This window comes from Lysinibacillus sp. FJAT-14222 (genome assembly GCF_001278875.1).
In the GTDB taxonomy this organism is placed as follows: Bacteria; Bacillota; Bacilli; order Bacillales_A; family Planococcaceae; genus Lysinibacillus; species Lysinibacillus agricola.
Map to the genome: position 1 here is coordinate 23,108 of NZ_LIYL01000053.1, position 12,100 is coordinate 35,207.

Annotated in this window: 12 protein-coding genes; 7 read left to right on the top strand and 5 right to left on the bottom strand. The window is 37.2% G+C overall.

Annotated features, from left to right (window positions below; all coding sequences use genetic code 11):
- Window positions 1–110 precede the first annotated feature (110 nt).
- Together AN161_RS22725 and AN161_RS22730 are read right to left on the bottom strand one after the other, a co-directional pair.
- Entirely contained in the window at window positions 111–1,529 is a 1,419-nt protein-coding gene (locus tag AN161_RS22725) for an amidase (RefSeq protein ID WP_082340366.1), read from the bottom strand.
- On the bottom strand, window positions 1,519–1,704 hold the full coding sequence (locus AN161_RS22730) for a hypothetical protein (RefSeq protein ID WP_053596592.1): 186 nt from the start codon (window positions 1,702–1,704) through the stop codon (window positions 1,519–1,521). The genes AN161_RS22725 and AN161_RS22730 overlap by 11 nt, the downstream gene beginning before the upstream one ends.
- 533 nt (window positions 1,705–2,237) lie before the next feature.
- Here AN161_RS22730 and AN161_RS22735 point away from each other — a divergent pair.
- From AN161_RS22735 to AN161_RS22745, 3 genes are all read left to right on the top strand, one after another.
- Window positions 2,238–3,137, top strand: a complete 900-nt coding sequence (locus tag AN161_RS22735; protein WP_053596593.1) for an EAL domain-containing protein — start codon at window positions 2,238–2,240, stop codon at window positions 3,135–3,137.
- Window positions 3,097–4,053: a GGDEF domain-containing protein gene (locus AN161_RS22740; protein ID WP_053596594.1), complete on the top strand. Its 957-nt coding sequence runs from the start codon at window positions 3,097–3,099 to the stop codon at window positions 4,051–4,053. The genes AN161_RS22735 and AN161_RS22740 overlap by 41 nt, the downstream gene beginning before the upstream one ends.
- Window positions 4,054–4,757: 704 nt before the next feature.
- Window positions 4,758–6,152 (top strand): L-cystine transporter, encoded by a 1,395-nt coding sequence (locus tag AN161_RS22745; protein ID WP_053596595.1) that lies wholly within the window; start codon window positions 4,758–4,760, stop codon window positions 6,150–6,152.
- Between the two features lie 96 nt (window positions 6,153–6,248).
- Here AN161_RS22745 and AN161_RS22750 read toward each other — a convergent pair whose 3' ends face one another.
- Together AN161_RS22750 and AN161_RS22755 are read right to left on the bottom strand one after the other, a co-directional pair.
- Window positions 6,249–6,563, bottom strand: coding sequence for a hypothetical protein (locus tag AN161_RS22750; protein ID WP_053596596.1), 315 nt, complete (start codon window positions 6,561–6,563; stop codon window positions 6,249–6,251).
- Window positions 6,564–6,887: 324 nt separating this feature from the next.
- The gene (locus AN161_RS22755; protein ID WP_053596597.1) at window positions 6,888–7,442 is read right to left on the bottom strand and encodes a DUF1273 domain-containing protein; all 555 of its coding nucleotides are present in this window, start codon (window positions 7,440–7,442) and stop codon (window positions 6,888–6,890) included.
- Between the two features lie 205 nt (window positions 7,443–7,647).
- On the opposite strand from AN161_RS22755, the gene AN161_RS30245 reads away from it, so the two are divergent.
- On the top strand, window positions 7,648–7,827 hold the full coding sequence (locus AN161_RS30245; protein WP_198926928.1) for a hypothetical protein: 180 nt from the start codon (window positions 7,648–7,650) through the stop codon (window positions 7,825–7,827).
- On the opposite strand, the gene AN161_RS22760 is transcribed toward AN161_RS30245, so the two are convergent.
- Window positions 7,816–8,979, bottom strand: a complete 1,164-nt coding sequence (locus AN161_RS22760) for a DUF418 domain-containing protein (RefSeq protein ID WP_053596598.1) — start codon at window positions 8,977–8,979, stop codon at window positions 7,816–7,818. The genes AN161_RS30245 and AN161_RS22760 overlap by 12 nt on opposite strands.
- A 103-nt stretch (window positions 8,980–9,082) precedes the next feature.
- Between AN161_RS22760 and AN161_RS22765 the strand changes: the two genes are divergently transcribed.
- The 3 genes from AN161_RS22765 to AN161_RS29945 all read left to right on the top strand — a co-directional run bounded on the left by AN161_RS22765 (window position 9,083) and on the right by AN161_RS29945 (window position 11,929).
- Complete coding sequence (locus AN161_RS22765) at window positions 9,083–9,784, top strand: response regulator transcription factor (RefSeq protein ID WP_053596599.1); 702 nt, start codon at window positions 9,083–9,085, stop codon at window positions 9,782–9,784.
- Entirely contained in the window at window positions 9,781–11,421 is a 1,641-nt protein-coding gene (locus AN161_RS22770; protein ID WP_053596600.1) for a HAMP domain-containing sensor histidine kinase, read from the top strand. Before AN161_RS22765 ends, AN161_RS22770 begins: the two co-directional genes overlap by 4 nt.
- 340 nt (window positions 11,422–11,761) lie before the next feature.
- Complete coding sequence (locus tag AN161_RS29945; RefSeq protein WP_158003091.1) at window positions 11,762–11,929, top strand: hypothetical protein; 168 nt, start codon at window positions 11,762–11,764, stop codon at window positions 11,927–11,929.
- Window positions 11,930–12,100: the final 171 nt, after the last annotated feature.

The following is a 12,100-nucleotide window of genomic DNA, read 5'->3' on the forward strand; positions in this document are numbered from 1 at the left end:
ATCACTGATAAGATACCACGAATCACTGATAAAACAACCAATCGAAAAGAATCTGCTGACTTCTACAGACAAAGTCCGTAAAGCAAGCAGATTCTTCTACATGATCAAAATTAGCTGTTAGTGAAAATATTAGGTTTTCTGTTTTTCGTGGGATTCGTTTGTTCAATGGCGTAACCAACGTTAAGAATATGACCTTCTTTAAAGGCAGGTCCAATAATTTGAAGGCCTACTGGCAAATTACCTTTAAAGCCACAAGGAACGGAAAGGGCAGGTAAGCCTGTTAAGTTACTTGGACCTGTAAATCGAATGATATTATCAATTAAATCTACTTTTTCACCATTTAAATATGCAAAGTCATCACCGATAGTACTCGCCACTACAGGTAATGTAGGCGTAATAAGCACATCTACCTGATTGAAAATCTGTGTAAACTCTTGCTTTATTTGTCGACGTACCTGTTGAGCCTGTAAGTAATCAACAGCAGACGGTAATTCACCGAGTTCAAATAACAGACGAATATCATCTCCGAAATCCTGTGGCCTCTTCTGTAAATCGGAATGATGGATTGCAGAAGCCTCTGAAAGGGAAGTAACAAGCTCTGCCCATTCTGCATATTGCAAGGATGGGATCCGAACGACTTCAACCTTTGCCCCTTGATCCACTAAGCTTTGAATACTTTCTCGAACAGCTTTCTCCACATCTGAATCTACGTGGTTAAAGAAATACTCTTCGTTGATGCCGATGACTAAATCCTTCACACTACCTGAGATTTGCTGCACATAATTCTCTGTTGGAACGTCTGTACAAGTAGGGTCTCTATGGTCAAATCCAGAAATAATCTCAAGTAAGCCGGCTGCATCTTTTACTGTCTTTGTCATTGGACCAATATGATCTAAGCTCCAAGCTAGAGGGTAGCAGCCATATTTACTTACACGACCATGAGTTGGCTTTAAGCCGACAATTCCGCAGGCTGATGAAGGGATTCGAATAGAGCCTGCAGTATCTGTACCTAATGATGCAACACTTGCTCCTGCTGCAACTGCTGCACCGGAGCCACCACTAGAACCACCAGGAATTTTATCTAAATCCCAAGGGTTGCGAACGAGTCCGTAATGAGGGTTATTATTTGTGATGCCCCATGCGTACTCATGCATGCTCAATTTGCCCGTAAAAATAACTCCGGCATTACGAAGTTTTTCTACAACCGTTGCATCATAACCTGAAACGAAGTCCTTATGAATCTTCGATGACATCGTTGTTATTTTATCTTTAAAGTACAAATTATCTTTTAATGCCATAGGAATCCCATGGTACATTCCTCGATACTGTCCATTCCAAATTTCTGTTTCTACCACTTTTGCCTGTGCAAGGGCTTCTTCACGGTAAAAAGCCATATATGAATTAATTTTAGGCTGACTTTCTTCAGCAAAATCTAAAATTGCTTTCGTTAACTCGACAGGAGATAGTTTTTTAGTTTCAAGTAAAGGTGCTAACTCCTCAACAGATTTTAAGTGTAAATCAGTTGTCAATGTGGTCACCTCCGGGAATGCTGCGGATAGCGATATCAGCGTCATCAATAGCGATGCCTTCTAAATTACTACGAAGGGATTGCATACCCTCCCAACGTGCTTTTAGAAGTTCAAGGTGTTCAGATTTTGGTGTAATTCCTTTGTTCTCCAATAATTGTTGAATCGACAAACTCATTAACTGGATCCTCCCTTGAAAATAGTTTTTATCTAAATAGGTTTCCCTATAAAGAACAAATCTTTTTATTATAAAGAATCATCGCCATAACGTGGGGCTGATTTCCGTTCCGGGTCCGATGAGCCGCTTCGCTTGCGCTCCAGGATCTCATCTGTGACGCTCCAAGGAGTCGCCCAGCCTCCACTCCAATCAACTTAGATACATGGTATACGTTTTTACAAATGTCATCCCGAGCTTATGGGGCTGAGTTGTTATATTACTATATAAATCACAAATTTTTATAAAAGGTAATAAAATACTATTATTACAATCATACACTATATACAATATATATCAATAAATTGATTGAATATATTGTGTATTGTGAAATATATACTACTCTATCAAGTAATTAAGATTACTTTTAATAGAGCAATGTCAACAATTGAAAAGGAATTCTAGTGCTAGAGCCACCTCTTTTTACATGCTATTCACAGTACATTTACAATAAAAGCGTACAATAGATCCTAATAACCAAATTAAGAGGTGCGAAAATGGAGTCTGCTGTGAGACAAAGCATAAAAACAAGTAATTTATTTTCCTATTTAAAGTATTTATATGGGCAGCATCAAAACAATGCTTTATATATAAAGCGTTTAAAAGCGTTGAAGCAAATTATTCAGAACAAGAATTTACATACATATTTTCAACCTATTGTCGATTTACAGACGAAGCAAACGGTGGGCTTTGAGTCACTGAATCGTCCAGAGCCTTCAGAATTGTTTAATAGTGTTGATCAGTTTTATGAATTTGTTGGGCAAACGGACTGCGTATTTTTATTTGAATGCTTTTGTCGTAACCTTTCATTACAGCGTTTCAAAGAACGACTGCACGGAGATTGGGTAAACAGAGATTTTTTAGTATTTGTTAATATACATCCTAATGTTTTATTAGATAAGAAGTACCATAGTGGTGAAACCTTGCAATTATTAAAGGAGCTGGGCATTAAACCACAGCAAGTAGTATTTGAGCTAACTGAACGCAGTGCCGTGGTAGATTTTATAGAGTTTGAACGTGTATTATCACATTATCGATCACAGGGTTATCGAATTGCAGTGGATGATGTAGGTTCAGGCTACAATAGCTTAAAAACTCTTATTTACTTAAAGCCAGAATTTATTAAACTAGACCGTTCTTTAATACAATTTATCGATAAAAACAGCGAGCAGCAGCAGCTTGTCACATTGCTGATGAGATACGCAGAGCAGGCTGAGACGAAAATTATTGCAGAGGGTATTGAACGCCAGGAAGAGCTTAATTATTTACATAATATTGGTATCCACTACGCACAAGGTTATGCGATAGGGGAACCCGCAAAGGAAATACATTTGGGGAAAATAAGGATGGATGACGATGAAGATAGGGGAAGTCATAGAAAACGTTCCTTGTATTGATGAATTTGTGAAAAATAAAGAGGTGGATTTACTTTTTACAAGTAATCCGTCATTGCGTAGTGTTGTTGTTGTTCGAGATGACAAACCGATTGGGCAAATTACACGTACACATTTCTATCAAAAAATTGGTACGCGCTATGGCTATAATTTATTTATGGGACGGCAAAATCAACTTATTATTAAAGAAAATCCTTTAGTTGTAGATCGTAATACACCTATAACAGAAGTCAGCACGGAAGCAATGCGTCGACGACCAGAAGACTTATATGATGATGTGATTGTAACAAGAAATGACGTATATTATGGTGTAGTAAGTATTCGGGAGCTATTGTTAAAGCTCGTAGACACACAAGTAGCTATTGCAAGCTTTTTAAATCCATTAAGTAGCCTTCCTGGCAATAAATTAATTGAAGAAAAATTAGAGGAAGCATTACAGCTACCGCAATATAGTTTAATATATTTTGATTTAGACCATTTTAAATCATACAATGACACGTATGGTTTTAATAAAGGGGATAAAATTTTACTGTATTTAACAGATGTTTTGAAAAGAAATATAGTTGGTACAGAAGATTTTTTAGGACATGTTGGTGGAGATGATTTCGTTGCGATTCTTTCACATTATGAAGCTGCCCCGATATGCCAAAGAATTATTGATGAGTTTGATGCATTCATTTTAAGCTTTTATGATTTAGAGGATCTAACATACTTAGAAGTACAAAATAGAACTGGTAAATTAGAGCCTTTATCTTGTACTACCCTATCCATCGCGGTTATAACTAATCAATATCAGCAATTTGAATCTGTTGATCAATTGTCAGATGCGGTGACGCGTGTGAAAAAACAATGTAAAAAAATTTCGGGAAGCTGTTACCTAATTAATGACAATGAAAAAGAAGCCTACCTCGTTCATTAAACGAAGTAATCAGACTGTAGACAAGCTCGCAATAATTTGAGTTTGTCTGCAGTCTTTTTTTCATTAAGGACGCATTCCTCGGCGGGATTGAGTTGCTTTTCCTGTAGCTGACTCACTTATTTCACAACGATTCACGGGAGTCGCTAGGTTCTTTTCAAACAACTGCCCGAAAAACTGCTGCCACACAGCATTCTTAACATTTAGATGCTACCTGTATAACTCAGCAACCCAGACGTTATTGACTAAAGTATCAATATAATTGATTGCTACTTCTACGGTGACATTTACTTTCGTCAAATTCAAAACAGTTGTGTTTAATACATTCTAATTAAATTCGGTTTATAGGGCATAATCAAAAGAAATAAACCGCTTCAAGCGTGTTGATTAGGAAATATAGGTTTATTATTTTTGTTGATATTTTACTTATATGTGCCCGTTTTTGCTGATTGTAGCGGAGAGCTACTCGAGTGCTCCTGTCGCTTCGCTTTCGTCGCAGAGCAAAGCTTCCCGCGGGAAAGCGAGTAGCTCGTAGTGGAAATCAGAGCCTTCTAAATTAATCAGGATAGAAAAAATGGTTAATCAACACACCTGAAATCGCTTTTATTTTAGGAAATTACTAATCTTAATAAAACATACTTGAATTATAGGGATTATAGGTATATAATTCGATTACATTATAATTAAACTTCTTAGGAGGCTTTCCATTGTCTACATTACAAATCATTCTTAACGTGGCCGTTTTACTCGTGTTCGTTGGAATTTTATATTATATGAATAAAAAACACGTTAAGTTTTCAAATCGTGTTTTTGCTGCTCTAGGCTTAGGTATAGTACTTGGTCTTGGACTGCATTTAATATATGGTATTGATTCTGATGTATTAGCAAAAACAACAAGTTGGTACAATATTATAGGTACTGGTTATGTTAAATTGCTACAAATGGTTGCTATGCCGTTAATTTTTATTTCCATCTTAATAGCCTTTACGAAAATGAAGGTTGGTAAAAACTTTGGAAAAATGGCAGCCCTTATTTTAGCCATTTTAATCGGTACAACAGCTGTTTCAGCTGCTGTTGGTATTTTTTCAGCAACAGTATTTGATTTAGATGCTTCTCATATTATGCAAGGTGCTGCAGAAGCTGAGCGTGGAGCATATTTAGAGGAAAAAACTACTGGATTAGCTGCACCAGATTTACCAACACAAATTATTGAGTTATTCCCAGCAAACCCATTCTTAGATTTAACTGGTGCTCGTTCTACATCAACAATTGCTGTTGTCATTTTTTCAGCGTTCTTAGGTTTTGCGTATTTACGTGTAGCACGTAAGGATGAAGCTACAGCAGCTACTATTAAAAAGGGCTTGGATGCAATCTATGCATTAGTAATGGGCGTTGTAACAATTGTCTTACGCTTAACACCATATGGTATTTTAGCAATTATGGCACGTACAGTTGCAACATCTGATTTCGCGGCAATCTATAATCTAGGTAAGTTTGTTATTGCATCTTATGTAGCGTTATTTATCGTGTTATTAGTACATTTATTAATTATTACTTTAAGTGGTTTAAATCCATTTACGTATTTAAAAAAATCTGCAGAAACATTATTGTTTGCTTTCACTTCACGTTCAAGCGCAGGTGCTTTGCCGATGAATATTAAAACACAAACAGGGCGTCTTGGTGTACCTGAGGGTATTGCGAACTTCTCAGGCTCATTTGGTTTATCTATTGGTCAAAATGGCTGTGCGGGTGTTTATCCTGCAATGCTAGCGATTATGATTGCACCGACAGTTGGGATTAATCCGCTTGATCCAGTGTTCATCATTACGGTTATTGCAGTCGTGGCAGTCAGCTCATTTGGTGTAGCTGGTGTTGGTGGTGGTGCGACATTCGCAGCAATACTTGTATTATCAGCACTTGATTTACCGATTGCACTTGCGGGTGTATTAATCTCCGTTGAGCCATTAATCGACATGGGCCGTACTGCTCTTAATGTAAGTGGATCAATGACAGCAGGTGTGGCAACAGCACGTGTCACAAAAGAATTGGACACTGAAATGTACAACAATAAAGAATTAGGTGCTCAAGTATCAGACCTATAAAAATAAAGAGTTACTCTCAATTGAGGGTAGCTCTTTTTGTATCGGATATAAAATGTGGGTTGATATGTAAGTAAACAGCACACTTAATTTATCTCTTTATATTATTTTCACATAAAAATCTTTACCGTTAATTAGTTCATTAATTTCAATGTCGTAATTGGTTTTATAGTACTTATAGATGTTTTGCGCTAATCCAGAGTGTCCATTTAAATATGTTCCTTTTTTAATCTCCTTACGAGGATTATGGAAATCAAAATACAAGCGAGAATCGTGGCACATTGTATCCAAAATTGCTTTAAACTCTTGTTCTTCAATATGAATTCCTCGTGTATATCTGCACTCTCTGCGGTACGTATCATGAGAAACATTCACCGGCGATGACTCAAGAACCATTTCGATTTTTTTATTCAAATGTTAGCAGCTCCTTTTCAGAAATTAGCACCAAGGGGTAGAAAAAAAGACGTGATTTCTTTTTTAAAAGCAAAGATCTAATTTTTAAATAGTCATCACCTAAAGTATGGATGATATTTGTTAAATGATTGGAGTGGAGACTGGGTGACTCCTTGGGGCTCATCGGACGCCCCCCAGGAAGCTTTGCTCTGCGCGAAAGCGAAGCGTCCAGTCGGAACGGAGATCAACCACACGTTATTGTGATGATCCATAAGTTTATGATTAATATAGTTAGACTTATTTATTCCAGTATATAATTATCAGAAAATTATATCAATATTTTCCTTACCAATCTTGTTGCTGCATTTCTTCTGCCACTACTTGTAAATCATAAGCGGTAATCATTAAAAGTGTATAATCGTATGTTTCCATATATTTTTCTGCTAGACGTTTCATATACTTCGGAGAGCCTTCATTTTCTTCGTCATAAACTAGTAGTAGACCATCTGTATTTTGTATTATAAATTTGTCTTTTTCGATAAATTGCCACGGAGCCTCGTATGGCTTTTTTGTTACGCTAGTGACAAAGTCTGCTTGAGCTACTAATGCTTGATATTTTTCTTTTTTATGTTCTTGCCAATTTTTCTCCTGCTCTAAAAAAGGAGTGATAACAGCATATTTTAAATGAGAAAATTCTTTTTTTAACATAAGAACAACCTCGGCACTCCATGTTTCTACACCTTGCTGACCACTAATAATCACCCATTCTAAGCCTTCATCTATCAATATACGTAGACGGTTTTCGAGTGCTTTTTTTATGATGGCAATGCCAGGGTGCTTGTCATTGAAAATGCCTAATTCATGTGGTTTATAGCCAGTGATAATAATTCGCTGTAGCAAAAAAACGCCCCCTGAGCTGTATAGTATGTAGTCATAGTATACAGTAGGGGGCAAGCGAAAACGAATTCCGATATGTTGTTGTATAGTTGAATGTTAATTTATCCAGCGTTAATGGGCAGTAAGACTCCCATCTTGCAAAGAAGGGGAGATTAATTCAAAATCCGGACGCATTGTTTATCTGTGCGACAGCGGCATTGTTTTACCTGTGCGAAAGCGAAGCGACAGCGGCATTGTTTACCTGCGCGAAAGCGAAGCGACAGCGGCAATACATCAAGGCGAAATTGATTATAAAGCAAATAGTGTTAAAACTACAGCTACAGCTGCACAGATGCCTAAAAACCACCATGTGTCTGTAAAGTCTTCTTTAGAATCACTATTCATGTAAAGTATGTCCTTTCTGTTTAATTTTTCCGCTCAAAGACCAATTCGTCCAAACACGCAGTATAGTTTCGAATGGTCCGCGTTTAAATTTCTTTAAATAGGCAAGGCTGAAAACACATTGCAAGCTATATACGACGATTCCGAATAAAATACCACCAAACACGCCTAGCTTGCCGTATAAGCCTAGACCATATCCATAAAATACTGTTGTACAAATAATGGTTTGCATTAGATAATTGGTTAATGATAGTTTACCGACACTCTCAAAAGCAGGAGCTAGCAGTTGTACTGGGCGAGTTTTATATAATAAAGCTGCAAGGCAGACATAGCCAATTGAAAGTAGCTGTGAACCACCCGTCATCAAGATGTCGGAAAAATTACTTTCTATTAAACTCATACCTTTACAAGCTAGCCCAACTGGAACTAGCATTGAGCCAATCGAATACCATTTTTTTTCATCCTCCATATTCACAAATGCTCGCTTTTTGGCGAGTCCCATGCCTAAGAGGAACAATGGAGCATAGAAGATTGGTGCAAAAATAAGTATGATGAATAGAAAAATAGGTTCATCCATTCCAGGAGGTACTGAATTTGCACGGAAATCATAAATATCTAAGTAGCTTCCGTTAGCATAAATATCGTCGGCTTTCTCAATATAAGTATCCAGTTCTTTTTGCTCTTTTTTTGATTCAACCGTAGGACCAAATGTTAATGCTGTCGTGAGTAAAAATAAAATGCCAGCCCAAATAAATAAAGTTTTGGGTTTGCGATTAATAAAGGGAATCAAAAATAAAGTCATACAGCCGTAAGAAAATAAAATATCGCCATCCCATAAAAATGTTGAATGGAGCCAACCGATTGCAATTAGCCCCGTTGCACGGCGTAAAATGGACCATCGACTTTTATCCTTTTTTTTACGAATAGACTCAATAAGTTTAATAAGAGAGAAGCCAAATAAAATGGTGAAGATCGGCATAAATGACCCTTCGATGAAGACTTTTACAAAATATAAAGCCCCGTTATCGAGGGCGGATAGATCTTTTAGTTCATCTTTGCCATACATGCCAAATTGGAAAATCAACAAATTCGCCATTAAGATGCCAAATAAACTAAATCCACGCATTGTATCTATGAAGGTAACACGGTTAATTGTCATTGCGTTTTATCTCCTTAATTGGTTATCTTATACATAGTGTAGTTGGTAAATCTTATGGTGAAATAATGACTACCTTAAAGTAATCTTAAAAGAAGGTGATAGCATGCAAGATGCGTCAATTTTAGTGTTAGAAGATGAACGTGCAATTGCGGAAATGATTGAAATCATATTAAGGAAAGAAGGATTTTTAAACATTACTCTCTGCGGCACTGTTCTAGAAGCAAAAAAGAAAATTGAAACGAAGATTTTTGATTTTTATCTATTTGATATTATGCTCCCAGATGGTAGTGGACTTGATATGGCGAATATAATTCGTGAACAAAGTGATGCACCTATATTCTTTTTAACGGCAAAAGGTAGTGATGCAGATAAACTTCGCGGTTTTATGAACGGTGCAGATGATTATATTACGAAACCATTTAATCCACTTGAGCTTGTTGCAAGGGTGAAGGTACAGCTTACAAGATATATGAAGAAAAAGGATGTGCCAGAAAGTCATTTATTTACATGTAGTCGGTTTACATTTGATATCGATGCAGCAGAGATAACTGTAAATGATACAAAGGAAATCATTAGTGGGCGATTATTTCATTTATTGAAATATTTATGTGAAAACGCAGGGCAAGTATTATCAAAGGAGCAAATCTACGAACGTGTATGGGGTGATTGCCTGTTTGATGATAATACAGTGATGGTACATATTCGAAAACTACGAGAAAAAATTGAAAAGAATCCAGGTAAACCAACTTGCATTATAACTGTGAGGGGTATTGGTTATAAACTTGTTGGAGATGTTCATTCATGAAGCCAGCTAGAAGGTTAACGCTCCGTTTTGTGTCTTATTTCATCATATTTTATTTACTAATTATTTCGGGCTTTATTATTAGTTTGGTGTTTTTTGCAATCTTTATCAATGGTCATGTCGGTGACAATATTCATATAATGACTTCCTCTGAAATAAAAGATGATGCTGTCGTAGAAAAAGGAAAATCCATTAAGATTGCTGATTATTTAGTGAAGCGAGCCGAGGAGAACGTAGGGCAATTGTATTTGTTCAATCAATCGATGGACATTGTTGATTATACCGGAGATAGTTGTGAACTATGTGGAATGACAGATAATGAAATAATGGCTCTGAAACAGCCAGGAATGCATACATGGGAGATTCCTAAATACTATTTGCTATTCCTCCCTACGTCACCCCAACCACTTTTTGAGGAAGCATTTCAGAATTGGAAGGATAAAGGAGAGATTTCTTCAGAACTACTCCGGCGTTTACAAGATAAGAAGGCCTCTGTTGAGATCTATAATGAGCGGTGGGATCGTATAGAAATCATTGGTGAGCATTATAAAAAGCTACATAAGCCTCAGCTGCTAGAAGAAAAATACGATATTTTCGAGCATGCGGAGCTTACACAAAGTGCTGCTTTAGAGGATGGTTCGACACTAGTTGTACGCATGCCCAATCCGTCATACAAGCCATTTGATGAGCCTTTTAATAAGGCGATGGTTTTATTTGTTTCGATCTTCTTTGGGGGACATATTATCGTGTTAATCGGGGTCGTATTTTTATCGATTAGCATTTCCCATCAATTTGTGCGCCCGCTTGTTTATGTACTATCTCGTATAGAGCGACTTACACAGTTTGATTACAGTGAAGTAAGAGATAAAAATATCCGTCATCGGAAGACAGGGAAGTTGAAGAGGAAATTTAAATTATTTCAGCCAGTTGATGAATCCCTAAATAATTTATCAGAACGTCTTTCATCTAATGAAAGGCAAATTAAACAGGCAGAGCAATTGCGTGAGGAGTGGATAACAGGTTTATCGCATGATTTAAAGACACCGTTAAGCTCTATTTTTGGTTATTCAACAATGCTTGCTTCAGAGGATTATGAGTGGACAAAGGAAGAAATGCGCATCTTTGCGAATACAATGCAGGAAAAGGCGACGTATATGGATGCCCTTATACAAGACTTAACATATACGTACCAATTAAAAAATAAAGCGATACAGCTTGAAAAAGTGTTATTACCACTCAACATATGGTTACCTCAATTTGCAGATGAGCAGGTGTCTGTGAAGATTTATGGAGATATTCTGCTCGAAGCGGACGAGCTTCTATTAAAGCGCATTTTAGATAATCTAATAACTAATGCTAAAAAATATACTCCTGATGGTACAAAGGTAAACGTAGAAGCGCAAAATATAGGTAGGGAAATTATGCTGACAATTGCCGACCAAGGTCCGGGAATTCCTCAGGAGGAGCTCGATAACCTCTTTGAACGCTATTATCGAGGTACTAATACTACAGATGATACAACGGGTACAGGTCTTGGATTGGCTATTACTAAGCAGTTAATTGATTTACACGGTGGTACCATTAGTGTCCGATCAGGGGTAGAAGGTACAGTCTTTGTATTGAAATTTAAACGTAAATAGTAGTTTCTGAGGTCATCACCAAAAATTAGGGATGACATTATGTATATAAGTTGATTTTCGTTCCGGCTGGGTGACTCCTTGGGGATCAGCGTCAAGGGCACTGGAAAACTAAAGAAATTCATTTTTTTATATTATAAATCTGTCTTTTGTTGGATTTAGAAACTCAAAAAAGTCGATTTGCATTTTTGTGGCAAATCGACTTTTTTAGTACCCTCGATCAGCGTCACAGATGAGACCCTGGAGCTAGCCCCGCGAGTGAAGTGGGGAGGGGAACGAAGGCTAAAAGCATCACGTCCTGTGATAACGCCTTCGTGACCAACATCCTGTTGCTGCCGCTACGTTGCACTACGCTTTCGCACAGAACACATTTGTTGCCCCGACGCCCCCAGGAAGCTCTGCTCTGTGCGAAAGCGAAACGACAGCAACAATGTTTTATCTGTGCGAAAGCGAAGCGACAGCAACAACAAAGCGCCCAGCCGGAACGGAAATCAACCCCACGTTATGGTAATGATAGTTTTTTATTGAAAAAGTAAAGTAAAAACACTGTTAATTTGGGCAGTACAAGTGATGAATCATTCACTTTGTACTGGCCTTTTTTTCGTGAAATTGAACAGTCTTAAAGGTGAAGTGTAATTATTTAGGGGATTACCCCTATATGAACAGTTTCCGCTTACAACTA

Bases quoted from the DNA above. Each gene is read 5' to 3' on its own strand.
- AN161_RS22730 (WP_053596592.1), bottom strand. From the start codon at position 1,704: ATGAGTTTGTCGATTCAACAATTATTGGAGAACAAAGGAATTACACCA.
- AN161_RS22735 (WP_053596593.1), top strand. From the start codon at position 2,238: ATGGAGTCTGCTGTGAGACAAAGCATAAAAACAAGTAATTTATTTTCC.
- AN161_RS22740 (WP_053596594.1), top strand. From the start codon at position 3,097: ATGAAGATAGGGGAAGTCATAGAAAACGTTCCTTGTATTGATGAATTT.
- AN161_RS22760 (WP_053596598.1), bottom strand. From the start codon at position 8,979: ATGACAATTAACCGTGTTACCTTCATAGATACAATGCGTGGATTTAGT.
- AN161_RS22765 (WP_053596599.1), top strand. From the start codon at position 9,083: ATGCAAGATGCGTCAATTTTAGTGTTAGAAGATGAACGTGCAATTGCG.
- AN161_RS22770 (WP_053596600.1), top strand. From the start codon at position 9,781: ATGAAGCCAGCTAGAAGGTTAACGCTCCGTTTTGTGTCTTATTTCATC.